General features: G+C 46.9%; 19 protein-coding genes. 6 read left to right on the top strand and 13 right to left on the bottom strand.

The window, feature by feature from the left end; translation table 11 throughout:
• Window position 1 precedes the first annotated feature (1 nt).
• The 5 genes from AB8S08_RS09040 to AB8S08_RS09020 form a co-directional block, all read right to left on the bottom strand.
• Window positions 2–1,909 (bottom strand): GNAT family N-acetyltransferase, encoded by a 1,908-nt coding sequence (locus AB8S08_RS09040; RefSeq protein WP_369742557.1) that lies wholly within the window; start codon window positions 1,907–1,909, stop codon window positions 2–4.
• Window positions 1,910–1,939: 30 nt separating this feature from the next.
• Window positions 1,940–3,358, bottom strand: coding sequence for a sodium-dependent transporter (locus AB8S08_RS09035; protein ID WP_369742556.1), 1,419 nt, complete (start codon window positions 3,356–3,358; stop codon window positions 1,940–1,942).
• Window positions 3,359–3,480: 122 nt separating this feature from the next.
• Complete coding sequence (gene trxA / locus AB8S08_RS09030) at window positions 3,481–4,332, bottom strand: thioredoxin (RefSeq protein ID WP_369742555.1); 852 nt, start codon at window positions 4,330–4,332, stop codon at window positions 3,481–3,483.
• Window positions 4,333–4,384: 52 nt separating this feature from the next.
• Entirely contained in the window at window positions 4,385–5,797 is a 1,413-nt protein-coding gene (locus AB8S08_RS09025) for an aldehyde dehydrogenase family protein (protein WP_369742554.1), read from the bottom strand.
• Window positions 5,794–7,263: an NAD-dependent succinate-semialdehyde dehydrogenase gene (locus AB8S08_RS09020; RefSeq protein WP_369742553.1), complete on the bottom strand. Its 1,470-nt coding sequence runs from the start codon at window positions 7,261–7,263 to the stop codon at window positions 5,794–5,796. The genes AB8S08_RS09025 and AB8S08_RS09020 overlap by 4 nt, the downstream gene beginning before the upstream one ends.
• A gap of 281 nt (window positions 7,264–7,544) precedes the next feature.
• Between AB8S08_RS09020 and AB8S08_RS09015 the strand changes: the two genes are divergently transcribed.
• Window positions 7,545–9,386 (top strand): DEAD/DEAH box helicase, encoded by a 1,842-nt coding sequence (locus AB8S08_RS09015; protein WP_110076409.1) that lies wholly within the window; start codon window positions 7,545–7,547, stop codon window positions 9,384–9,386.
• Between the two features lie 16 nt (window positions 9,387–9,402).
• Here AB8S08_RS09015 and AB8S08_RS09010 read toward each other — a convergent pair whose 3' ends face one another.
• Together AB8S08_RS09010 and AB8S08_RS09005 are read right to left on the bottom strand one after the other, a co-directional pair.
• A complete protein-coding gene (locus AB8S08_RS09010) occupies window positions 9,403–9,945 on the bottom strand; it encodes a lipocalin family protein (protein WP_313933085.1) in 543 nt (180 codons plus the stop codon).
• Between the two features lie 10 nt (window positions 9,946–9,955).
• Window positions 9,956–11,590, bottom strand: a complete 1,635-nt coding sequence (locus tag AB8S08_RS09005) for a cryptochrome/photolyase family protein (RefSeq protein ID WP_369742552.1) — start codon at window positions 11,588–11,590, stop codon at window positions 9,956–9,958.
• Window positions 11,591–11,680: 90 nt separating this feature from the next.
• Between AB8S08_RS09005 and AB8S08_RS09000 the strand changes: the two genes are divergently transcribed.
• On the top strand, window positions 11,681–12,421 hold the full coding sequence (locus tag AB8S08_RS09000; RefSeq protein ID WP_110076407.1) for a glycosyltransferase: 741 nt from the start codon (window positions 11,681–11,683) through the stop codon (window positions 12,419–12,421).
• 5 nt (window positions 12,422–12,426) lie between these two features.
• On the top strand, window positions 12,427–14,475 hold the full coding sequence (waaA, locus tag AB8S08_RS08995; RefSeq protein ID WP_369742551.1) for a lipid IV(A) 3-deoxy-D-manno-octulosonic acid transferase: 2,049 nt from the start codon (window positions 12,427–12,429) through the stop codon (window positions 14,473–14,475).
• Window positions 14,476–14,549: 74 nt separating this feature from the next.
• Here the strand turns inward: waaA and AB8S08_RS08990 are convergent, their stop codons facing one another.
• The 4 genes from AB8S08_RS08990 to mutY form a co-directional block, all read right to left on the bottom strand.
• Window positions 14,550–15,803: a glutamate-5-semialdehyde dehydrogenase gene (locus AB8S08_RS08990; protein WP_110076405.1), complete on the bottom strand. Its 1,254-nt coding sequence runs from the start codon at window positions 15,801–15,803 to the stop codon at window positions 14,550–14,552.
• Complete coding sequence (proB, locus tag AB8S08_RS08985; protein WP_369742550.1) at window positions 15,800–16,912, bottom strand: glutamate 5-kinase; 1,113 nt, start codon at window positions 16,910–16,912, stop codon at window positions 15,800–15,802. The genes AB8S08_RS08990 and proB overlap by 4 nt, the downstream gene beginning before the upstream one ends.
• A 191-nt stretch (window positions 16,913–17,103) precedes the next feature.
• Entirely contained in the window at window positions 17,104–17,376 is a 273-nt protein-coding gene (locus AB8S08_RS08980; RefSeq protein WP_153827198.1) for an oxidative damage protection protein, read from the bottom strand.
• Between the two features lie 63 nt (window positions 17,377–17,439).
• Window positions 17,440–18,486: an A/G-specific adenine glycosylase gene (mutY, locus tag AB8S08_RS08975; protein WP_369742549.1), complete on the bottom strand. Its 1,047-nt coding sequence runs from the start codon at window positions 18,484–18,486 to the stop codon at window positions 17,440–17,442.
• A gap of 140 nt (window positions 18,487–18,626) precedes the next feature.
• Between mutY and AB8S08_RS08970 the strand changes: the two genes are divergently transcribed.
• Both AB8S08_RS08970 and trmB read left to right on the top strand, forming a co-directional pair.
• Complete coding sequence (locus AB8S08_RS08970; protein WP_369742548.1) at window positions 18,627–19,712, top strand: OmpA family protein; 1,086 nt, start codon at window positions 18,627–18,629, stop codon at window positions 19,710–19,712.
• A 142-nt stretch (window positions 19,713–19,854) separates the two neighbouring features.
• On the top strand, window positions 19,855–20,571 hold the full coding sequence (gene trmB, locus AB8S08_RS08965; RefSeq protein ID WP_369742547.1) for a tRNA (guanosine(46)-N7)-methyltransferase TrmB: 717 nt from the start codon (window positions 19,855–19,857) through the stop codon (window positions 20,569–20,571).
• Here trmB and hemW read toward each other — a convergent pair.
• Complete coding sequence (gene hemW / locus AB8S08_RS08960) at window positions 20,568–21,716, bottom strand: radical SAM family heme chaperone HemW (RefSeq protein WP_202912519.1); 1,149 nt, start codon at window positions 21,714–21,716, stop codon at window positions 20,568–20,570. The two genes, trmB and hemW, sit on opposite strands and share 4 nt — an antisense overlap.
• A gap of 5 nt (window positions 21,717–21,721) precedes the next feature.
• The gene (rdgB, locus tag AB8S08_RS08955) at window positions 21,722–22,336 is read right to left on the bottom strand and encodes an RdgB/HAM1 family non-canonical purine NTP pyrophosphatase (protein ID WP_369742546.1); all 615 of its coding nucleotides are present in this window, start codon (window positions 22,334–22,336) and stop codon (window positions 21,722–21,724) included.
• Window positions 22,337–22,405: 69 nt separating this feature from the next.
• Here rdgB and AB8S08_RS08950 point away from each other — a divergent pair, with 69 nt between their 5' ends.
• On the top strand, window positions 22,406–24,133 hold the full coding sequence (locus AB8S08_RS08950; RefSeq protein ID WP_369742545.1) for a potassium/proton antiporter: 1,728 nt from the start codon (window positions 22,406–22,408) through the stop codon (window positions 24,131–24,133).
• The last annotated feature ends 2 nt before the right edge of the window (window positions 24,134–24,135 follow it).

Raw genomic sequence — 24,135 nt, 5'->3', positions numbered from 1 at the left:
ATTAGCGAGAAAGTTCTAGATATTCTCGAGCTAACGAGCGCAATTGATTTTGCATGGTTTGTTGGCTGCTGTAGCCGTACTTCTGGGTTAATTTAGCCAAATCTTCGTGGGCTTTCAGAATTTGACCTGGTAGGGTTAAGCCGGCTGCTTTCATTGAATATTTGATATCACAAACACTCCACGAAAACTGCGCTTCGGTAAAGGGTAAGTTACCAAAAGCAAACCCCGTTAGAATATCTCTTGCAATACGATAAATAGAGCTGTTGATGGTTACAGGACGACCCTGCCGCCATTCGAGTTCAGCGTTACTAAACGCATGCAGTTGAGCAATAAATAACGCGGCCGCAGGAGTTAATCCAGTTGCTACCAAGGCATTAGGATAGCCACTGGCCATATTTAGCTTGCGCCCTAAACGGATTAACTCAAACGGGCTACTACGCCAAAAATCTAACACTTTAGGGCTAGCGCCAAAGCTTGAACCTAATGCATCGATGCCGGCTTGTTGCGCCATATCCTGCAGCTTATCTAACAATTGACGTCCGATTCGCTGCCGTCGATAGGCCTTTACTACGGCAATTCTAGTAACCCGCCACCAACGCCAATCCAAACACTCTCCTTGCTGTAAGTAGAAAGCTACAGCTTGAGGCAAAATATTCCCGTGAAGACGGCGCCGTCCGGTTTGAATATCTAGTTGCAATTTGGCTGGCAGTGGACCTTCTTCACTGTACCAAACAACGCCGACGATGTGTCCTTGAACACGCGCCACTAACAGGTGTTGTTGGGCGTCATCAAGCAAGAGTTTTAAATCGTTAGGACTACTTTGATAGTGAGCTTCTAGCAACAGGCTGATGACTTCGCTCAGTTGGTGTTCAGTTAATTGGCGGGCGTTAATAGCCTCAATCTCTACTTGGCTGCTGGTTAGTACCTTGATGAACTCACTACTGGGTTGGTTTCTGAGTAACAGAGCTTCGTTGAGCCAAGGTTCGCAGGTATCGGCTGGGGCCCAGCGCACAGGGGTAGATAACTGGTGTTGTTTACACATCTTGCGCACTTGTAACCAGTCTACAAAACGAACAGCAAAGCCGCGCCCACACCCTTCATAACCCTCTACTGTGGTCGCAATAGCCCACACGGTAAAGCGCTCGCTAAGCTGCTTGAGTATATGAATTGGGATAGCTGCTGCTTCATCAATAATAAGGCGTACACTTTGATTGGGGTACTCGCTCAACAATCTATCCCAGGCAACAAATCGGACTGAGTCAGCGGCGTGCTTTAACAGGGTTGCTACTGAGTTGGGTTTTGGCCCAGTGACAACTAATTCGCGCCCCCGATAACTGCGTATCCAAGCTTGGGCCGCTAAGCCTAAAGTGGTGCTTTTACCGCGACCACGGTCCGCCATGAGTAGATGACAGGTGCCGGGCAGATCCACCATTTGCTGCACGATAAGTTGCTGCTCGCGGGTGGGAAAAGCAAGCGGTGGGGTGGGCTCTAGTGAATGCGAAAGCTGCTCAGTTAAAAGTTGCCGAAAGCTTGTGTTTGGATGCATCACGCTGACGTGGTGAAACTTGTGACTGGTGTTGATTAAGCGTTGCCGAAAGGGACTGTCTTGCGGTGGAAGTAGAACAAAAGCAACCCCGCCGCCACTGAGTGTGCCTATCAATGCTGCTAGCGCATCAGCATGAATAGTGGTCGTGAAATCTATTAACAAGAAATGATGGGTGTTGCCAAGATAGTCACGATATCTATGCATGGCGCTAGCGTCGTCATGTTTATCAGAAATATGAACGATATCTTTGATATGGGAAAGTGCCGCCCGACGATGAGCTTGCAGCCAGTGTGTGGGACCATCAAATAAAAAAACTGCCCGCACCTGGGCAGTTTTTATCGCTTTTAAATACTTCTTCAGCATGAGTCGCTCAATCAGTTGCTAAGTTGCTTCTTAGACTAATGACATTCCAAAGAACTTAGTTAGTACAGTGTTAGCAAAAACCAAAGCTAAAATAACTGGAATAAAGGTTCCTATTGAGAAGTTAATATAACGGGCAAACCACGAGTTTGTATAGTCAGAATTACCTTCACTTAACTCAGCTGTGAGCTGACTACGACGCCAACGATAACGGACAAAGAGGCATAGGAGCAGGCCGTTTAGAGGTAAAATGGTGTCATAAAAGACGTCATAAATAACATCAAACACAGATTTGCTGCTGCCAGCATAAGAGGTAAATTCAGTAAAGATGGGAATCAGACCGAAGGATGTAGCCGCAATTACAGTCAGCAAAGTCATTAAGGAAGCCATAATAGCTAGCGCGCGCTTACGACTCATCTGCCGCTTCTCCATAAGTGACGAGGTTGGCACTTCAATAATAGAGACTAATGAGGTGATTGCCGCCACAAAGGCTAATAAAAAGAAGACGCTGGCAGCAATGCTAGCGGCAACGTAACCAATTGATGCAGATAGTTCCAGGAAGATTTTAGGGAAAAACGAAAAAATCATACTGACCGATGACTCGCTGAGTGACTCAGGGTTGGTCTCTGGATAAATCGCGAAAATTGCCGGCAAGGTCATTAGGCCTGCGGTAAAAGCCACGGCGGTGTCAGTTAAAGCAACCAATTTACCGGACGTGACTATGTCGTCACTGCGACGGAAATAAGAGCCGTACGTGATTAGAATGCCCATCCCCAGCGATAGTGAGAAGAATGCTTGGGCCAACGCGCCATTGATGACACTGCCCGTGATTTTTGAGAAATCAGGAACCAAATAGAATTTTAACCCAGCCACGGCATTATCCAAACTAAGCACAAAGCCAACCAGTAGCAGTAGCATAATGAAGAGTGCGGGCATTAGGATTTTAGACGCGCGCTCAATGCCTTGTCGAACACCCCCAACGAGTATCACATTGACAACGAGGGTAACTGCAATGAGGTACCAGATGAAATTGTAGTTTTTGATAAAATCAGAGAAATAGCCATCAGCTGAAATAGTGGCAAGATTGCCGGTAACGCTTTGAAACAGGTAGCCAAAAATCCAAACCGTGATAACCATGTAAAAAGTAGCGATCATAAAGGGCGTAATGGTTGCCAGCCAGCCGGCCAAACGCCAGCGTTTTAACCCTGCGCCTAATTCTGAGTAGGCTTTATAGGGACTATGTTGAGCGCGTCGCCCCAAGCCCATCTCGGCCAGCATTAGCGGTAAACAAATAAAGACCACAAAAGCGGCATAAATAATCAAAAACGCGCCGCCACCATTTTTGGTCGCCGCAACAGGAAAACCGACTAAATTACCAATACCGACGGCAGATCCTGCCGCAGCTAAAATGAAACCTAATTTTGAGCTGAAATGCTCGCGAGATGTTGCCATAGTTCAGCGCCTTTGCTTATCGTTGTTATATTATAGCTAAACAACTAATGCTAACTGATGCGAGGAACCGCAGCAAGCCGACCAGCAGCAGCGCTACTGATCGGTGGCAATAATTTGAAGGGTTAGTAAAGCATACTGTACAAACGCCGGCGATATTGCGCAGCCAGAGGATCGCCATTAGGCAAGCTATTGAGCATATCTAACGCTTGCTGTTTAGCATTAGCGAAGTGCAAATCAGCGATTAACACAGCAAAGACATTGTCTAACGCTTCTTCAATACGCTGTGCGGCAAATAACTTGGCAGCAAATTCTAAGCGAAGCTGATGGTTGTCAGGTTGCTGCTGCAGTTGTTGCTCTAGTTCGCGTAGTTCAGGCGAATCGGCTGCTTGCTCGGCTAGGTGTAACTTCGCTTGAATGCTCTGGTAATAGTGATTTTGATCCGCTAACTTAATTTGACTCAAGAGCTCTTTGGTGTGCTCGATTCGACCTAATTCACAAGCCGCATCGGCAACAATTAATTTAGCATCAATATTGTTCGGATTCAGATCAAGCGCTTGCTTCGCTAAGGTGAATGCTTGGCTATAATCCTGCTCGACTACAGCTTGTTGGGCCTGGGCAAATAGTTCGTCGTCAATACTTGGTATGTGCTGGGTAATACGATTGCGAATAGCAGCTTCGCTCTCTACACCGGCAAAACCGTCGATGGCTTGGCCGTCTTTGAAAAATGCTACGGTCGGCAAACTACGAATACCAAATTGTGCGGCTAGATGCTGTTGCTCGTCGCAATTAATTTTGGCCAAAATAACTTGATTTGCATATTCGGCTGCAAGTTTTTCAAGGATTGGCATCAGTTGCTTGCAAGGCTCACACCAATCGGCCCAGAAATCGACAATAACCAATTTCTGTTCCGAGCCTTGTAAAATAACTTGCTGAAAATTCTCAGCGGTAACCTGGATAATATTATTGGAGTGCACTAGAAACCTCTTTCATACGGACTCGTGTTATCTGTTGAGGCGGCTGCGCTAGTTAGGATAGCCAGCGCAGTAATTTTTGTTTAAACGACGTGTAGGGCGGATATCTGAAACTTGGATCTGACCAAAATGGTCGAGTCATCACTGCTTTCATATGACTAAAAGTAGTGAACCCAAATTTACCATGATAACGGCCCATACCGCTTGGTCCCACACCACCAAATGGCAGCTCAGGATTAAGCATAAACATAAGCGTGTCGTTATTACACTGGTTGCCGGCATGCGTATGTTCAGTAAGGTGTTGTAGCTGCCGTGCTGATTTACTGAAGCCATAAAGGGCTAATGGCTTGTCGCGCTGGCGAATAAACTGCTCAGCTTCAGCTAAATTTTTGACGCCGATAATGGGTAAAATAGGGCCAAAGATCTCTTCCTGCATCAACGGCGTGTTGACATCCGTGACTTCAACCAAGGTTGGTTGAATATAACGTTCAGCAACATCGACTTCGCCGCCGAAAAGGATATTGGCTGCTACTGGCTCTAGGTAACCAGCGAGTCGGCGACAATGTTCACTGTTTACTATCCGACCATAATCTTCAGCTTGATCAATGGCTTCGCCAAAGAAGGCTTGAATAGCATCAATCAGATGTTTGACCAGAGCATCTTTGACGGTTTCGTCGACCAAAATATAATCAGGTGCGATACAGGTCTGTCCGGCGTTAATCCATTTGCCCCAAGCGATACGCTTAGCAGCTACAGCTAAATCAGCATCAGCCAAGACCACCGCTGGGCTTTTTCCGCCGAGCTCTAAGGTTACAGGGGTTAAATGTTCTGCTGCGGCCCGCATCACAATACGGCCCACGCGGCCACCACCCGTATAAAAAATATGGTCCCACTGTAGCGCCAACAAATGTTGGGCGGTATCAGCTCCGCCGGTGACAATTTGTATGGCATCGGCGGCCAAATAATCAAGAAGCAAACGCTCTAATAACGCAGCTGTTTGTGGCGCTAATTCTGACGGCTTTACTAACGCACAATTACCGGCGGCAAGAGCTGCAACTAAGGGGCTTAGTAACAACTGCAAAGGGTAATTCCACGCACCAATAATTAATACCACGCCCAAGGGCTCAGGTTGCAGCTTGCTGCGCCCTGGCCAAGCTAACAGCGGTTGCGACACCTTGGTTGGTTTGATCCATTTGGCTAAGTTCTTACACGTGTGGCGGATATCACTATGGAGAAAACCTAGCTCTGTTAACCAGCCTTCGGCGTGAGATTTACCCAAGTCTTTTTGTAGGGCTTGGAGCAACTCAGCTTCGTGCTCGCTAAGCATGGCGTCTAATTGTTTAAGTTGTTGCAGGCGCCAAGCTAGCGGCCGAGTTAGGCCGCTGTTGTAGGTCGCACGCAAGCGAGTTAGCTTTTCAGCAAATGGATTCGTAGCCGCAGGTTCAGCTGAACTTTGTGAAGTATTCATTTAATACCGCCTAACGTTATCGTTTTGGTCTCTTGATATTCGGCTAGGCCGTAGCGCGAGCCTTCACGCCCAATACCCGACTCTTTGACACCACCAAAGGCATTATAGGCATGGGAAATCGCCCCTGCATTAACCCCTAACATGCCGCATTCAAGTTGCTCACTAACGCGGATGATGCGTGCATAATCACTCGCACAAAAATACCCAGCGAGACCAAATGGTGTGTCATTAGCTAGTCTAATGCCTTCATTTTCATCGGTAAAAGATTGAATGGCAATGACAGGGCCAAAAATTTCTTCTTGGCTAATGGCCATCATCGACGTCACACCGCTAAGTACCGTGGGCGCAAAAAATAGTGGCCCCAAGTTGTCCAATACCTTGCCTCCGGTAAGTAGCTTTGCTCCGGCCGCAGTAGCATCATTGAGTAATTTTTGTACTTTATCTATCGCTGCTTGATTAATGAGAGGACCATAATCGATGTCAGCTTGGTCGCCAGGGCCTACTTTTAATTGGCTTACAGCCTGCTGTAATTTCTCAGTGAACTTGGGCAATACAGCATCCTGCACCAGCACACGGTTAGCACTAATACAGGTTTGTCCGGCGTTTCGAAATTTACAAGCCAGTAATTGAGTTACGGCAAGATCTAAATCAGCATCATCAAACACAATAAAGGGAGCATTTCCGCCAAGCTCTAATGATACCTTTTTGACGCTTTCGGCCGCTTGCTGCATAAGTAGCTTACCGACGTTGGTCGAGCCAGTGAAGGAAAGCTTGCGCACTAACGGATGGCTCGTAAGAACTTGTCCTACTTCTTTTGCTTGGCTGCTTGGTACAATATTCAAAACGCCATCAGGAATTCCTACTTCGCTTGCTAGTTGTGCCAAGGCCAGCGCAGATAGAGGCGTTAATTGTGGCGGCTTAACTACCATAGTACAGCCCGCGGCTAAAGCTGGTGCAACTTTACGGGTAATCATGGCGTTTGGAAAATTCCATGGGGTAATGGCAGCACACACGCCAACCCCTTGTTTAATTATCCAAGCTCGTTGGCCAGAACTCTGTGTGGGTAACACATCGCCGTAACTGCGTTCAGCTTCACCGGCAAACCATGCTACAAAGCTGGCGCCGTATTCTATTTCTCCAGCAGCTTCAGCTATTGGCTTGCCTTGTTCGGCACTCATCAGTTCAGCTAAAGCTTGCTTATTATCTAGCATGGCTTGATACCAACGCAGCAGTAATTCAGCTCGTTGCTTAGGGGTTTTTGCACGCCAGCTAGGGAGAGCTTTATGCGCAGCGTCTATGGCACGTTCAGTGAGCGTCGCATCGCCATCCGCCACGTCAGCAAGCACCTCGCCGGTGGCAGGGTTAAGCACTTGAAAGCGTTGTTCCAGCGGAATCCAATGTCCATCAACATAAGCATTGGTTTGTAATAGCGAACGCATGCTGTGATGAGAATTATGATTAGCCATATCTCCTCCTAGTTTGTTGGCGACGTCTTAGATAAGAATACTAAGACGAATGACGAGTATCATGGTTATACGCTGATACTGCAATGATAGTTTTGCTTGCCTATTTTAACATTTAGCGTATAATCCACGCCCTCAGGGTCATTACCGCTATTGATGGGAGCGGCTTTACCCCTGATTCGCTGGGGTAAACAGCGCCTAATTCCTGCCAGAGTGTTCATCGTGTTCTGTAGCCGGGCGTATCTTCCCCCCTAAATAAGCTTTACAGAATATGTGAGAAAAATATGTCTGAAGTAATGACTGGCCAATCGTTCGCCGATTTGACCCTGCCTGCTGCTGTGCTTAAGCAGCTAGAAAAAATGAATTTTACCACTCCAACCCCAATTCAAATCCAAGCTATTCCGGCCTTAATGGCTGGCGCTAATGTGCTGGGTGAAGCGCAAACCGGTACGGGTAAAACAGCCGCTTTTGGTTTGCCAGGTTTAAGTTTGGTGGATGCTAAACTTCGCGCTACCCAAATGCTGGTAGTTGCACCAACTCGCGAATTAGCCATGCAAGTAGCTGAAGCAGTAGCTGAGTTCGGCCAACAAATTCGTGGCCTTGAAGTTGCTACTGTTTACGGTGGTTCAGCATTCGGTCCGCAAATTAAAGCCCTTCGTGGTGGTGCCCAAGTCGTTGTGGGTACTCCAGGTCGCTTATTAGACTTGCTGAAAAAAGGCGTGTTAAATTTATCAGCTCTGCGTTTGGCAGTGCTAGATGAAGCCGATGAAATGTTAAACATGGGCTTTATTGAAGATATCGAAACTATTATGGCTGCAGTACCAAACACGTCACAACGTGCCTTGTTCTCTGCAACTATGCCACCTGCGATTCGTAAATTGGCTAAAACCTTCTTAGTTAACGAAGCAGGTGAGCAGCCGCTAAACATTCAAATTGCTGCGCAAGAAAAAGCTAAAGCAACCATTCGCCAACGTGCTTGGCAAGTGCGTGGTTTGAGCAAGATGCAAGCATTAACTCGCCTGTTAGAAACCTTAGAGTATCAACGTGTGCTGATCTTTGTGCGGACTCGTTCAGATACCATGGAAGTAACTGAGCAACTGCAAGCTTCAGGCTTTAAAGCATCACCTTTAAGTGGTGACTTGAACCAAGCTCAACGTGAGCAGACTGTAAGCCAATTACGCAGTGGCCGGATTGAAATCTTAGTAGCAACCGATGTTGTTGCACGTGGTCTTGATGTACCAGAAATCACCCATGTGGTGAACTACGATCTACCGGGTGACACTGAGTCTTATGTGCACCGGATTGGTCGTACTGGCCGAGCGGGTCGTAGTGGTGAGGCGATTTTGTTCTATCGTGCCAAAGAACGCCACTTGTTACGCCATTACGAGCGTTTAACTAACGGTACAATCGAGTATTTTGAAGTACCAAATGCACAAGAATTAAGCTTACACCGTCAAACTAAGTTGCAAGAGCAAATCATGCACACGGTAGCTCAAGGTAAGCTTGACGAAATGACAGCTATTGTAGAAAAAATGCAAGCTGACACTGAGTTAACGGCACTGCAGATTGCTACCGCGTTACTGGCACAGCATAACCAGCAACGTCCGCTACTTGTTGCTGAAGACCCAGCACCACGGAAATTTGCGGAACGTGCGGAGCGAGCTGATCGTAACCCGCGTGAGCGTCGTGACCGTAACGAGCGTCCAGAACGTGGTCCACGTGACCGTCGTGATGCGAACATTGAGTTTGATACCTACCGTATTCAAGTAGGTCGAGACCATGGTGCTCGTCCACAAGATATCGTTGGTGCTATCGCTAACGAAGGTGAAATTGACAGCCGCTACATTGGTCAAATTCAATTGTTTGAAGGCCACAGCTTGGTTGAATTGCCAAAAGGTTTGCCAACTGCGGTAGTTCGCATTCTGCAACGTGCCCGTGTACGTCAGCAGCAAATGGCGATTGAACTAGCACCAGGTGAGATTATTACTCGTAGTAAGCCACCGCGTGGTGATCGTCCGCGTGGCGAACGCCCACCATTCAAAGGCGCTCCGCGCGCTCGCGGTGCTCGTACAGAGCGTGGTGGTGAGCGTGGCTCAGAACAGCGTCGTAGCCGTCGCCCACAATAAACGTTAGAGATTTATATTAATCAGCCGGGTGGTCTACCAAGATCATCCGGCTTTTTTTATAGCCCCAACTTTCAGCTTGCTCAAGAACCTCGTCTATCAGGTTATCAGGTACTTGGGGTTGGCGCGATAGCAACCAAAAATAGTCATGGCTATCACTGGTGATGACAGCGTGTAAATAATTGCCATCGGCATCGGTATCTAACCTGCTGATGTAATATCCCCCGGCAAAAGGCCAGAAGAATGTCACTTTATACATCGCTGGAGCAACGGGTTCAGCATGGCCAATGGCTGTTTGCCATTCACCATCTGCAGTATGATAGCCGCGATTGGTTACCTCTAAGCTGCCATCAGCGTTTTGTCGGTATTCAGCGCTCACTTGCTCTAAACCTTCCTCGAAACTATGGGGTAAGCGAATAATTTCATACCAAGTACCCAGATATCCTTGCGGGTCAAAATCTTCAATGACTGGAGCCACCGGGGATGGAGTACTACTGCAGCCGGTTAAACCGAAGCCAGTTAAGGCAACGCCTAACAATAACGTACGAAACCAAATTTTCATCGTGTAACTCCTATAGTGAATTTAGTTGCTCGAGGTAGCGTTGTGCTGTTGCTAAGATGTCATTCCGCTCGCTAGGACCGCGCTGTTGCCATTGTTTGATAACGAGACTCATGCGCGGATTGCTCGCAAAATGCTCTTGTTTTTGTTCAATGAAATGCCAGTACAAGCTATTCAGTGGACAAGATTTTTCGCCAGATTTTAACTTAACCTGATAATGACAGTTGCTACAGTAGCTGGACATTTTATTCATGTAATTACCGCTGGCTACATAAGGTTTGCTTGCCACAATGCCACCATCTGCAAATTGGCTCATCCCCCGAGTATTAGGTAGTTCAACCCATTCGATAGCGTCAATATAGACCCCCAAATACCAATGGTCTACGGCATCGGGGTCAAGCTCAGTTAACAACGAAAAATTACCAATCACCATCAACCGTTGAATGTGATGCGCGTAGGCATAGTCTAGGGATTGCGATAGGCTGTGCTGTAAACATCGCATTTTTGTATCGCCGGTCCAAAAGTAGTCGGGTAGTGGGCGGTGATGCTTAAAATAGTTTAACGCTTTGTAGTTCGGCATAAATTGCCAATAAATAGCACGGACAAACTCTCGCCAACCAAGGATTTGCCGCACAAAGCCTTCAATTTGAGCCAGACTAATACGCTCTTGATGCTGTTGCCAATAATCAATGGCGCGCTCAATCACCAATTTAGGTGACAACATTTTGGTATTAAGAGAAAAAGATAAACGGGCGTGATAGACGGCCCAAGAGGATTCCGTCATAGCATCTTGATAGAGCCCAAAGTTAGGTAGTAAATATTCAAGGAAGTAATCAAGTAACTGCAATGATTGCTGTCGGTTTACCGGCCAGAGTAGCTTGTCAGGTTGGGCGCTCCCCATGGTCTTAATCCCCATGCGTTGCAACATATCAGCGAGCTCGCTGGTGTCATTGGCGAACAATAAGGGCGCGGGAATCTTATGTTTAGCTGGTAATTTGTTGCGGTTACTTTTGTCATAATTCCATTGCCCGCCAAAAGGCTGCTGGTGTTCATCTACTAAATAGCCGGTCTGTTTGCGCAAGCGACGATAAAAGGCTTCCATCAGATAACTAGGTTTATCACCAAACCACTGCTGCAGCACGTCTCGAGCACAGATAAAATGCTCGGTATCGCACCATGTAACCGATACGCTGGGCTGAACGGTGGCCCATTGCTGCAATTGTTGGTCTAGACGGTATTCGTCAGGTTGTTGCAGATGGACTGTAGTAATACCTAACTGTGTGATTAATTGGTCTAAGTTGGCGGTAAGATTGCCACTATTAACAGCAGCATCTAGGCTAAGATAAAGGACCTGATGACCCGCTTGGTGCAGGGCCATGGCAAAGCTGCGCATAGCAGCAAAAAAAGCTAAGATTTTTTGCTGGTGGTGGGTCACATAATTAGCTTCTTGAGCCAATTCCATAAAAACGAACAATCGCTGCGACTGCACTTGCTGAAACCAACTATGCTTGGCATTTAACTGGTCACCTAAAATGAGACAAAGGTCAGTTATCTGGCTGTTTTTATAAGGATGCCAGTCGGTGAGTTGCGGCGGTAAATTAAAATTTGAGGTGCTCATAGGTAAAACATAGGTTAAGTTGGCTATCATTGCACTCATTACGATATTTAACGTAGTCAGATCACCCAAAATTTGGCATTATGGTCACCATAGTCATTCTATTGATTGGATAACATTCTTATGCAACCGGTAAACATTATTTGTATTAAATGGGGCACCAAATACGGCTCTGATTATGTCAACACACTTTATTCTATGGTTAGCCGTAATATTAGCCTGCCGTTTCGATTTGTTTGTTTGACCGATGACAACGAAGGTATTCGCGAAGAAGTAGAAGTGAAGCCTATTCCAGCTGTAGGCTTTGAGGATTTTGATCAGCGTAAGCCATGGACTTTTGGACACGGTTGGTTAAAGCTGACTTGTTTTGCGCAGCCTCTTTATGATTTAGAAGGTCCTACGTTGTTCTTGGATCTTGATATTGTGATTGTAGGTAGTCTGGATGAGTTCTTTGAACCGGAAGGTGACTTCTTGGTGATTAAAGAATGGGATAAATCCGATGCAACCGGCAACACCTCAGTATTTCGTTTTAATATCGGCGCTCATGTTGATGCTCTAGAGCATTTAAAGAATGACCCCATTGGTTCGCGCAAAGATGTCCGTAATGAGCAAGAGTTTATTACTCAGTTTGTGGCGCGTCAGGGCAAGCTAAAGTATTGGCCAGCAACCTGGTGCCGTAGTTTCAAACGTCATTGTTTGCGTCCATTCCCGTTAAGCTTTTTTCAAGAGCCGCGTATTCCTGAAGGTGCGAAGGTTATTATTTTCCATGGTCGGCCGCATCCAGATGATGCTATCGCAGGACGTAGTGGTAAGTGGTACCGTAAAGTTCTGCCAACCTCATGGATTAAAGAGTACTGGCGTTAATAGCAATGACGCTGTGGTATCGGGTACTGATTTGTATTGCAGTACCGTTCGTCTTTATTTATTTATGGCTACGTGGGCGCAAAGCGCCTGCGTATCGTCAGCATTGGCGCCAACGTTTAGCGTTACAATCTTTCCCCATGCAAGCTCGCGACGGCATCCTAATTCACTGTGTATCAGTCGGTGAAACCATTGCAGCGCGCGGCTTTATCGAACGTATCTTGCAGCAGTATCCACAACTCCCCGTTACCTTAACATCGATGACACCAACCGCGCGATCGCTGGCGCAGCAACTCTTTGGGGAGCGGGTCTTTCACGCCTATCTACCGCTTGATACGGCTGGTGCGATGCGGCGTTTTTTTAATAAGCTAGTACCACGTCTCGTGATTATTTTAGAAACTGAGTTGTGGCCTAATTTACTCCGAACCGCTGACCATCAGCAAATACCTGTCTTAGTAGTCAATGCTCGCTTATCTGAGCGTTCGGCAAAATCCTATCAAAAGTATGCTTGGCTGATTGGTCCTATTTGGCAGCATATTAGTTGGATAGCAGCGCAAACAGAGCCTTCGCAGCAACGTTTTATCCATCTGGGAATGCCCGCCGATAAGGTGGCTGTTCGTGGAAATTTAAAATTTGATTTCCAAATAAGTGAGGCGCTGCAGCAGCAAGCGCAGCAATGGCGAACACAGTTGCAGCGACCTGTAGTAGTAGCTGCGAGTACCCATGAGGGTGAAGATGAGCAAATTTTAGACGCTTTTGCCCAATTATTGACGCAACAACCCGATTGCTTGCTGATATTGGTGCCACGGCATCCGGAACGGTTTCAAACAGTAACTCAGTTAGCGCAGCGTCAATTCAAGGTGGTTACCCGTAGTAGTCAGCAACAAGTCACCGCTCAACATCAAGTGTTAGTGGGTGATACTATGGGCGAGCTCCTGTTATGGTATCAAGTTGCTGATGTGGCTTTCGTTGGTGGAAGTTTGATAGAACGTGGTGGTCATAATCCGCTGGAGCCCGTGGCCACCTCGACTGCAGTGGTGTCTGGTCCGCATGTATTTAACTTTGCTGAAATTTTTAGCCGGCTAGAAGCCGTAGGCGCAGTCAAGCTGGTGACACATGCCGAGGCTTTAGCGCAAGCTTGGCAACAACTTATAGCTCAACCCCAATTACGTGAGCAGATGGTAGCAGCAGCGAGTGCTGAATTTGCTCGTGATCAAGGCGCGACAGCAGTGATGTTGACTGATGTTGAGGCTCATCTGCCGCCCTCCACAAGCTTAGTAAGGACCCTAACAATGATGCAACGTCTATCTCCCAAACCTGGCCTTGAGTATTGGTACGATACGCAGGCGCTACCTGATTTTAACGCCGAATTTTTTAGCGCAGATTACTGGGCACAGCAAAACAAGGTGAAGGGTTCAGCCACTGGTCGAGCTACTGCTTGGTTTATAGAGCATGGTGAGCAGGGGATGCTGCTGCGACACTATTATCGTGGTGGCTTGGTCGGCAAGCTAAATAAAGATCGTTTTAAACGGGAGCCAATCGAAACCAGTCGTGCGATGGCAGAATTCTCGCTGTTACTAAAATTACGCGAACTTGGTTTACCGGTGCCACAACCGCTTGCGGCAAAATTTGAACGGGCGCCAGGATGGGGCTACCGTGCTGATATTCTAGTGGCAATAATTCCTGGCGCCAAAGATGTTTTTCAACGCTTACAGCAAGCTTCATTGACAGCACCAGAATGGTATCGGTTGGGGGCAGCAATAAAGCAGTTGCACCAACAGCAGGTTTATCATTCGGATCTAAATTGTCATAACCTGATGCTCGATAATGCCGGTAAAGCTTGGATTGTCGACTTTGACAAGTGTGAATTTCGTCAACCAGGTGAATGGCAGCAAGCTAATTTGGAACGCTTGTTACGCTCCTTCAACAAGGAGGTAAAAAAAGCAGAAGAGGCAGGTTCAGTTTTTCATTGGCAACAAGCTCGTGACTGGCCATTGTTGCTAGCTGGATACCAGCAGGATCAGGAAGATCCAGCGGTGACTGAAACGAGCGCTTAGGCTAAGCAGCCAGCATAAAAAAACCGGCCACAATAGGCCGGTTTTTTGTTCACACAGCCTAAGCTGGTGCTCATTTATTCGCGAATTTGACCGGTGCCGGTCACGACAAATTTCTCGGTCGTAAGCGATTGCAGGCCCATAGGACCATAAGCGTGCAATTTACTGGTTGAAATACCAATTTCTGCGCCTAAACCAAGCTGACCACCATCACTGAAACGAGATGAAGTATTATGCATGGTTACGGCCGAATCGACTGTGCGGATAAACTGTTCAGCAGTGTCTTGGTTCTCAGTCACAATCACTTCAGTGTGACCACTGCCAAATTGCTGAATGTGCTCAATAGCGGCAGCAAAATCAGGCACCGTTCGCACGGCTAGCTCTAGTGCCAAATATTCTTGTCCAAAGGCATCATCAGCAATCACATCGGCATCAGCGAAATAATCTGCAGAGGCTTGATCGCTATGAATTACCACTTGTTTTTCAGCTAAAGCTGCGGCTGCCATAGGTAAGAACTTAGCCGCTACCGCTTGGTGAACGAGTAAGCCTTCTAAAGCATTACACACGCCGGTGCGTTGCGTTTTACCATTAAGTAATAGTGCTAGGGCCTTGTCTAAATCTGCCTCTTTATCGACGTAGAGATGACAAACTCCCTTGTAATGCTGAATGACTGGAATCTTGCTGTTGTCACTCACAAAATGAATCAGCCCTTCGCCACCACGGGGAATGACTAAATCAATGTTTTGATCCTGCTGTAACAGTTCTAACAGCAAATCACGATCTGGGGTTGGCACTACGGTAATAACATCTTCTGGTAAGTTGCTCTCACGCAAGGCCTGATGTAAGGCAGCAGCGATGGCTTTGCTGGTTTCGATAGCTTCGCGGCCACAACGCAAGATCACGGCATTGCCTGACTTGAAGCACAAAGCGCCGGCATCTGCTGTCACATTAGGGCGTGCTTCATAAATCATGCAGATTACCCCAAGCGGAATACGCATTTTCTCTACCACCATACCATTGGGGCGGGTGGTAAAGGGCAGGCGTTCACCTACCGGATCTGGCAATGCAATAATTTCTTCGATAGCAGATGCAATGCCTTCAAGACGTTCGGGATCAAGCTTTAATCGGTCTAACATAGCGTCTGATAGACCTTTATCGCGGCCCGCACTCATGTCTCGCTCATTTACTTCTAAAATAGTTGTTTGATTGGCACGAATAGCATCTGCCATGCGTTGTAATACGGTGTTTTTATCGGCTTCGCTCAAAGTAGCGATAGCTCGTGCAGCAACTGCCGCACGTTGTGAAATTTGTTCTGCTAGTGGGGTACTCATGCGTCCTCCAAAATCATTAAATCGTTCGCTTCGATAACTTCAGTGATTGGGCTGTAACCATAGGTTTCAGCGATATCGCTAATCTCTTGCCCTTTTAAATGCAGTAGTTCGTGCGAGCTGTACTGACAAATGCCTTTAGCAACAGCTTCAGCGTTACCGCCATTACGGATAACTACCGCGTCACCGCGATTAAAATCACCTTGAATATCGATAATGCCCATCGTGGTTAGGGCTGCACCATTGGTTAAAGCGTTGGCCGTTGCTTCATCAACTACTAATTCTCCTTGAGCAATCAGAGTATGGCGTAACCAATGCTTTTTATTGCTCATGGGGTCTTGCTGGCGCTTGAATAGCGTGCCGGGATTGTCACCCCGAAGCAGTTGCTCAAAGGTAGCGCCTTTACGGCCATTCACAATATAGGTATCAATGCCATGTGAGGTTGCTTTTTCCGCCGCCTCAATTTTAGTGCGCATGCCGCCGGTGGCAATTTTATTGGTTGTGCCTCCTGCGAGAGCGAAGATCTCTTCAGTGATCTCGTTCACGACATCGATTTTTTTAGCGTCTGGCTTTACCCGCGGATCGGCATCAAATAAGCCGTCAATGTCTGAACAGATAAAGAGGGCATCAGCATCAACGAGAGTTGCAACCATGGCGGCTAGATTATCGTTATCACCCACTTTCATTTCGTCGGTGGCAAGCGCATCGTTCTCATTGACCACAGGTAATACATCGTGTTCTAACAATGTTTTTAAAGTATTTCGTACACTAACATATCTGGCACGGTCGCGTAGGTCACCATGAGTCATTAAGACTTGTGCACAAGGAAAGTCAAAAAAGCGAGACCAGTTTGCCATCATGTCACTTTGACCAACGGCCGCCATCGCCTTTTTAATAGTTACGGGAATGCTGTCGCCATCGTAACTAATGTGTTTACGACCAGCTGCTGCGCTACCTGAAGAAACTAAAACAATTTCTTGGCCGCGTTCACGGCACTCAATAATAAAGCGCGCAATAGCTAACAAATATTTACTGCTCGTTCCTGTATCGTCTGGGGCTATCAACGCACTGCCTACTTTTAGTACAGCGCGTTGCCAGGAAGGCATCTTCATAGTTACTCCCTCTTTGAAAAATTCGTATGTAGTCTAACAGATTTGATGAGGTTTCTCTAGGTTTAGCTAATAAATGAGCGATATGCCCGGAATTAAGAAGGCTGCGTAAGCTAAAAGAACCTAAGGTGGGCATTAGAGATTGTAAAAAGCGGGAAAAGAAAAGCCCCTAGTGGAGGGGCTTGTCGTAGGAGTTATTTGCTAGGAGGAGTGTAGCCTTCAATATCAACTTCTTTGCCTTCAAATAAGAAAGCTTGCATTTGGGTCTCGAGAAACTCTCTAGCCTTTGGATCCATCAGATTAAGACGTTTTTCGTTAATAAGCATGGTTTGCTTTTTTTGCCATTCAGCCCACGCTTGCTTTGAAATGCTGTTGAAAATCTTCTCACCAAGCTCGCCTGGATATAGCTGAAAATCGAGGCCCTCAGCTTCTTGCTTTAAATATTCACAGTAAACAGTACGGCTCATACATTACCTCGCTTGATTTTAAGTGGTCTAAATTTTACGTGCCCTGCTACCAATACGCAAACCCTATCCAGGGTTCTGTTGATGTTTGTCTAGATAGCGTTTGATTGGTGTAGGTAGCGCAATATTCTTTAGTTGCTGCCAGCTGATCAGTTCCAGTCCAGTGGGTAGGGTCTCAGCCAGTTGATTCGGGTGAGCTAACTGCCAAACCTGGGCTGCTAATTTATAGTGAGAAAAAGTATGTTTAAAGTGGCCGTGCAGGGCAGCCTGCAGAGGCGGCTCAGTTACTTCTGGGAAACTCCATAAGCGAGGCCAGATAACGTCACCACTACGCTGAGTCAGGAAGATACCCTTGGCATTGCTTATCCAAATAAAATGTCCGGGTCGGGTCGGCGTGGTTTTACGTGGCGGTTTAGTTGGCAAATCATCTACGCGTTGTTGTTGATAAGCATAACAGCTCGCTCGCAAAGGGCAGTTGATACAGTTTGGCTTACGCGGTGTACAAATTGTCGCTCCAAGATCTAACAGTCCTTGTGCATAACTCCGGTTGTCCTGATCAGGATAATAGTTTTCTGCCAATTGCCAGATGAGTTTATCAGCTGCAGTTGAGGTAGGTACTTGTTCGATTCCAAAATAGCGACAGAATACCCGCTTAACGTTGCCATCCACCAGCGCCGCAGGTTGATTAAACGCAAAGGCAGTAATGGCGCCGGCAGTGTAGGGGCCGATCCCAGGTACTTCTTGAAGCAGCTGCGGCTGAGCCGGTATTTGTCCTTGGTAAGTTTCCTGTAAATACTGTGCCGCCTTATGTAAGTTACGAGCTCGGCGATAAAAACCTAAGCCTTGCCATTGCGTCAAGACTTCATCCTCACTGGCGCTAGCTAATGTAGCGAGCGTTGGGAAATGATGAAGCCATCGACTAAAATAAGGGATCACGGTTGCGACTTGGGTTTGTTGTAGCATGAACTCGCTGACCAGCACATGGTAGGGGTCTTGTTCAAGCTGCCAAGGGAGTTCATTGCGGCCGTGTTCAGATTGCCAGCGAATCACTGTTTGATTGAACTCTGACGGGGGTAATGCCGTAGTGGAAAGGCTTTTACTAGCTTTATTCATTGATCGTGTCTATATATTCACTAAAAATATCTGCAAATATACCGTAAAGGACTGGCAGTGTAGGAAGTTTTTTCTAATTTAGTGTATACTTAGCGTCATTGGTTAGTTTGACCCTATGAGAAATATACAAGGAGCATCTCATGAAACGGTTAACATTACTATCAGTAGCTGTTGCATCAGCACTATTGTCAGCACCTGTGTTTGCTCAAGCGAGTAATGAGACAGGACGTTTTTATGTTGGTCCACGCATTGGTATGTTTGGGACTGACTCAGACCGCGTTGCGCTAGAACGCAACCAACTACACACCTTCGGTGGTGGTTTTGACTCTGTCTTCGGCGGTTTAGAAGCAGGTTTCCAGTTCACTCCTGAGTGGGGTTATCGAGTTTACTACGATTATTTGCGTGGTGACTTAGAAACAACAGATTCATTCGATTCTAGTGGTAACGTGCTAGGTATTGATGTCGTTTATAACTTTACCGAGAAATTCTACGGTGCCGCTGGTATCAACGCGACCGAGCTTGGCAACGTTAGCAACCAATTCTTACGGTTATCGGCCGGTTATCGTGAATACCTTACGGACGACCTAGCTTTAACCGTTGAAGGTGCCTTGCAGCAAAGCGACGGCGATTTAACCGAATTTATGTTCTTAACTAGCTTGCGTTGGTACTTCGGCGGTAACTCAGGTTACAGCAGCACGTCTTCAACTGCTGCTAGCGAACCAGCTCAAGCAGCACCGGTAGCGCCAGTGGTTGTTGCTGATTCTGACAACGATGGTGTGAATGATAACTTAGATAAGTGTCCTAACACCCAAGCCGGTTATGTGGTAGATGCTGATGGTTGTGTGAAGTATGAGAACGAGGTGGTTAAGCGTGACTTGATCGTGAACTTCGCCATCAACTCAGCAACAATTGCAGCAGATCAGAAAGCTGATATTAAAGCAGCAGCTGATTTCTTGAAACAGTATCCACAGTTGGATATCACCATTGAAGGCTATACTGATAGTTCTGGTCCTGCTACATTCAACCAGCAGTTATCAGAGCGTCGCGCCAAAGCTGTTGGTGATGCTTTGATCAACGAATACGGTATTGCTGCTGAGCGTGTAACTACTGTTGGTTACGGTGAAAGCAAGCCTCGCTATCCAAACGATACTCGCGAGAATCGCATCAAAAACCGTCGTATCGAAGCGCACATGAAAGTGACTAAGAAAGTTCCTGTAACTGAATAAGTTAGAGTGATCTTAAAAAAGGCGTCTCAAACCTTGCGTTTGAGGCGCCTTTTTGCATAATTGAGCGCTGCAAAAAAGCAGCTTAATGAGTACCTTTGGTTTTTACGTGTTCGTAGTAACAGATATTTGATAAAGAGGCAGCATGAGCGATAGTAATTTGGAACAAGCCCAAGCAGATGGTAAATACATTCGCACTGTGCGTAGCTTTGTTAAGCGCGAAGGGCGCTTAACCAAAGGGCAAGCTGCTGCGTTAGAGCGAAGCTGGCCAATCATGGGGTTAACTCATCAGCAGGGCCTCTTAGATTTAACCCAAGTGTTTGGCCGCGAAGCACCTACAGTCTTAGAAATCGGCTTTGGTATGGGTAAATCATTAGTGGCTATGGCTGCAGCTGCACCAGAAAAGAACTTTATCGGAATCGAAGTGCATCGTCCTGGCGTGGGCGCTTGCTTGATGGAAGCCGAAACTGCAGGCCTCACTAATTTACGTGTTTACGAACACGATGCGGTTGAAGTTCTACGAGATTGTATTGCCGATGGTGCATTAGACACGGTTCAAGTTTTTTTTCCCGACCCTTGGCATAAAAAGCGTCATCATAAACGGCGTCTTATTCAGCCTGCTTTTGTTGAGGCGTTACGACCTAAATTAGCGCTGGGTGGTGTTTTGCACTTAGCCACGGATTGGGAAAACTACGCCGAGCATATGCTAGAAGTCATGTCTGGCGCTGCTAATTGGCGTAACCTAGCGGAAGACCAAGGATACATTCCGCGTCCTAGCGAACGCCCCCTTACCAAGTTTGAGCAACGAGGCGAGCGACTAGGTCATGGCGTTTGGGATTTGAAGTTTAGCCGGATAGGTTAAACTAACTGATCTAGTAAGGAATTTAAGTAACGCCGACCAAGCGCAGTCGCCTCCCAGCTATCACCTAGGTCAGTTAACAGTGCTTGCTCTGCCGGTTTAGCTAATGCCGGCGCAAGCACGGCTTCAGCTGCAGTCAAAGCTAATCCTGTGCGCTCGCAGAATAATTGTTTAGGGACTGCTTCGAATAAACGCAGATAATTCATGAAAAATTCAAACGGACGATCTTCGTCCGATACCTGCCATTCTTTATAGCGTAGCGGCTTAGTTAAATCCAAATAGCCCTGCGGGTGTTTGATTTTTTCGCATCGAAGCAGCTGATTTTGCTCTGGTAGTGAAATCTTACTATGCGCACCGCAGCCAATACCCAAGTAATCACCAAAGGTCCAGTAGTTACGATTATGTCGGCTTTGATGCCCCGGCTTCGCATAGGCACTCACTTCGTACTGCAGATAGCCAGCTGCTAATAAACGTTGATGCCCTAACTCCTGAATTTCCCAGAGAGTATCGTCATCAGGTAACTGGGGCGGCCTGCTGGCAAAGACTGTATTTGGTTCTATGGTTAATTGGTACCATGAGATGTGCGGTGGTTGCAGTGCAATAACTTGGTCTAAGTCGGCCATGGCTGCGGCGGTTGATTGGCCGGGTAGTCCATGCATTAAATCTAGATTAAAACTGCGTAGCGGCAAACTAGCAGCATGCTTAGCAGCTACTATAGCTTGCTGTGGATTATGAACCCTTCCTAGGGCGGTTAATTGTTCAGCTTGTAAACTTTGAACACCGATAGATAGGCGGTTTACTCCAGCATCCGCAAAACCGGCGAATCGCTCTGTCTCAAAGGTGCCAGGGTTGGCCTCTAGAGTAACTTCACAATCAGGTGCTAGCGGGATGAGCTTAGCAATGCCATCCAGTAATTGCTTAATAGCTGCAGCCGAGAGCAAGCTTGGTGTTCCGCCACCAATAAAAATGCTTTGCAGTGACCGCTGTTGAACCCAGTCTAAGTCTGCTCGCAAATCATCTAATAAACGTGCGATGTAGGCCTGTTCAGGGATCTCTTGCTTTAAACCATGGGAGTTAAAGTCGCAGTAAGGGCATTTTTGTATACACCAAGGCACATGCACATACAAACTCAGTGGTGGCAGTTGCATTAGGCTCATTGGCTGGCCAAACTTAATTGCTGTAGCAACTGACGTAACGCTTGGCCGCGATGACTACGGGCCTGCTTTTCGGTTTTACTTAATTGTGCTGCTGAGCACTGTAATTCATCAATCCCAAAGATTGGGTCATAGCCGAAGCCTTCGCTGCCTGTTGCAGCCGATAAAATATGACCATGCCAAATGCCATGGCAAATGATAGGAGTAGGGTCCTCAGCATGCGTTAGATAGACTAAGACACAGTGAAAGCTCGCCGTGCGCTGGGCCGCAGGAACCTCAGCTAATTGCTGTAATAATTTCTCGATATTCTGTTGGTCGGATGCTTTGCCACCATGGAGGTCAGCTGCGTATCTAGCAGAATAAATACCAGGTGCTCCGTGTAGGGCATCAACAGCTAGGCCAGAGTCATCAGCGAGAGCAGGTAATCCCGTATGTAAAGCTGCGTGACGTGCTTTTATGATGGCGTTTTCGACAAAGGTTAGCCCAGTTTCTTCGGCATCACTAAGTTGCCATTCTGATTGCGGACGAACCTGCCATGCTAACGGCGCTAATAACTCTTGCAGTTCTTTAACTTTGCCAGGGTTACCCGTAGCTAAAACAATTTCTCGCATCATACTTTACCCATATGTTAAATTGCTTGGTATTATAGAGCCATACGAGTCAGCCATAAAGAGGAATGCTAATTGATTGAAATCACCGGATTGATGTTATTAATGGGGTCACTATTGCTGGTCAGTATTTTAGCCGCAGTGGTATCTAATCGTTTGGGCGCTCCATTATTATTAACCTTTCTCGTGGTTGGCATGCTTGCTGGCGAAGAGGGCGTGTTAGGTATCGAGTTTGATAATCCTGCACTAGCATTCTTTATTGGCTCCTTGGCATTGGTTATTATTCTTTTTGATGGTGGTATGCGTACCCACAAGGAACGCTTTCGAGTAGCCTTATGGCCGGCTATCAGCTTAGCCACTGTTGGCGTTGCCCTAACTTGTGCTATTACTGCGGCTGGGGTGGTGTGGTTATTTGATTTGCCATGGCCAACAGCCTTATTAATAGGCGCTATTCTAAGTTCAACAGATGCCGCTGCCGTGTTTGGTATCTTCCAATCGCAAAACCTACGAATTAAGCAACGGGTAGCTTCCACGCTAGAGATAGAGTCGGGTACCAACGACCCGATGGCGATTATTTTAACCATGACCCTCACCACTATGATTGCAACTGCAGCAGAGTTCTCTTGGCTAGCGATGAGCTTTGATGTGGTCAAACAATTAGTAATTGGTTTTGCGGCCGGTTGGTTAGGTGGACGCACCTTTATTTGGATGTCGCGGAAAATCTCCGTTCAGTTCACGTTTTTCCCATTATTTGCCGCAGCCTCGGCGGTGGTAGTGTTTGCGATTACCAGTGGTTTACAAGGCAGTGGTTACTTGGCGGTTTACCTCATGGGTTACCAAATTGGTAATTCACGGTTGCCGCAGTTGTTTCATATTTTACAAGTTCAAGATGGTTTAGCTTGGCTTAGCCAGATTATGATGTTCTTAATTCTAGGCATGTTAGTGACGCCTTCGCATTTAATCGAATATTGGCCACTTTCGCTATCTGTTGCAGCGTTAATGATATTTATTGCGCGCCCCATTGCAGTGGTGATTAGTCTACTACCCTTTGTTTTCCCTTGGCGTGAGCAAGTGTTCATGAGTTGGGTTGGATTGCGCGGTGCCGTACCTATCATCTTGGCATTGTATCCATGGTTGTCTGGAGTGCCAGACCAAGAACTGTTCTTCGATATCGCGTTTATGGTGGTGATGGTGTCATTGATAGTGCAGGGTTGGTCGTTGGCGCCTTTGGCGCGTTGGTTGGGGTTAGAGGTACCGGCGGTTGCTGAGCCTGACCAGCGCATGCCGTTAGACCGCATAGGTAGTAAGGACCCTCTAGAAGTTCTAGCTTACAGTGTAAGTGAACGTTCACCTGCATGTGATCATTACTGGTCTGATTTAACCATTCATGCTCCGGCAGAATTCGTCGGTTTGGTTCGACAAGGGGAGTGGATTCAAAGTGTTGACCAGCCTCGCTTTGAAGAAGGCGATACGGTGATAGTGATGGCAAAAGTTCAGCACATTGATGAAATTAGTAAAGTGTTAGCTGCCGGCGGTAAACCGAGAGAAATTCAAACCAGTGAATTCTTTGGTGACTTTAGCTTGCGTGGCAGTCTTAGTTTGGCTGAGGTGGCTAGCTTTTATCCGTTGGGAGAGCTCTCTGACGATTTGGCTGCGCTCACATTAAATGATTATTTTGACCGGAAATTCCACCGTCGTGTGGTGGTAGGTGACGACCTGAAGATTGGCCAAGTGCAATTAACGGTGCGCGAGTTAAATGAACATGGTGAGATCAGCCAAGTAGGGGTGAAGCTACTTGGCTAACT

It is taken from the genome of Pseudidiomarina sp. PP-1MA, assembly GCF_041200125.1.
GTDB lineage: Bacteria > Pseudomonadota > Gammaproteobacteria > Enterobacterales > Alteromonadaceae > Pseudidiomarina > Pseudidiomarina fusca.
This window is presented reverse-complemented; position numbering and strand designations above follow the sequence as displayed.

Excerpts from the sequence above, each read along its gene's own strand:
- AB8S08_RS09040 (WP_369742557.1), bottom strand. The coding sequence starts at position 1,909 with ATGCTGAAGAAGTATTTAAAAGCGATAAAAACTGCCCAGGTGCGGGCA.
- AB8S08_RS09035 (WP_369742556.1), bottom strand. The coding sequence starts at position 3,358 with ATGGCAACATCTCGCGAGCATTTCAGCTCAAAATTAGGTTTCATTTTA.
- AB8S08_RS09025 (WP_369742554.1), bottom strand. The coding sequence starts at position 5,797 with ATGAATACTTCACAAAGTTCAGCTGAACCTGCGGCTACGAATCCATTT.
- AB8S08_RS09020 (WP_369742553.1), bottom strand. The coding sequence starts at position 7,263 with ATGGCTAATCATAATTCTCATCACAGCATGCGTTCGCTATTACAAACC.
- AB8S08_RS09015 (WP_110076409.1), top strand. The coding sequence starts at position 7,545 with ATGTCTGAAGTAATGACTGGCCAATCGTTCGCCGATTTGACCCTGCCT.
- AB8S08_RS09010 (WP_313933085.1), bottom strand. The coding sequence starts at position 9,945 with ATGAAAATTTGGTTTCGTACGTTATTGTTAGGCGTTGCCTTAACTGGC.
- AB8S08_RS09005 (WP_369742552.1), bottom strand. The coding sequence starts at position 11,590 with ATGATAGCCAACTTAACCTATGTTTTACCTATGAGCACCTCAAATTTT.
- AB8S08_RS09000 (WP_110076407.1), top strand. The coding sequence starts at position 11,681 with ATGCAACCGGTAAACATTATTTGTATTAAATGGGGCACCAAATACGGC.
- waaA (WP_369742551.1), top strand. The coding sequence starts at position 12,427 with ATGACGCTGTGGTATCGGGTACTGATTTGTATTGCAGTACCGTTCGTC.
- AB8S08_RS08990 (WP_110076405.1), bottom strand. The coding sequence starts at position 15,803 with ATGAGTACCCCACTAGCAGAACAAATTTCACAACGTGCGGCAGTTGCT.
- proB (WP_369742550.1), bottom strand. The coding sequence starts at position 16,912 with ATGAAGATGCCTTCCTGGCAACGCGCTGTACTAAAAGTAGGCAGTGCG.
- AB8S08_RS08980 (WP_153827198.1), bottom strand. The coding sequence starts at position 17,376 with ATGAGCCGTACTGTTTACTGTGAATATTTAAAGCAAGAAGCTGAGGGC.
- mutY (WP_369742549.1), bottom strand. The coding sequence starts at position 18,486 with ATGAATAAAGCTAGTAAAAGCCTTTCCACTACGGCATTACCCCCGTCA.
- AB8S08_RS08970 (WP_369742548.1), top strand. The coding sequence starts at position 18,627 with ATGAAACGGTTAACATTACTATCAGTAGCTGTTGCATCAGCACTATTG.
- trmB (WP_369742547.1), top strand. The coding sequence starts at position 19,855 with ATGAGCGATAGTAATTTGGAACAAGCCCAAGCAGATGGTAAATACATT.
- hemW (WP_202912519.1), bottom strand. The coding sequence starts at position 21,716 with ATGCAACTGCCACCACTGAGTTTGTATGTGCATGTGCCTTGGTGTATA.
- rdgB (WP_369742546.1), bottom strand. The coding sequence starts at position 22,336 with ATGATGCGAGAAATTGTTTTAGCTACGGGTAACCCTGGCAAAGTTAAA.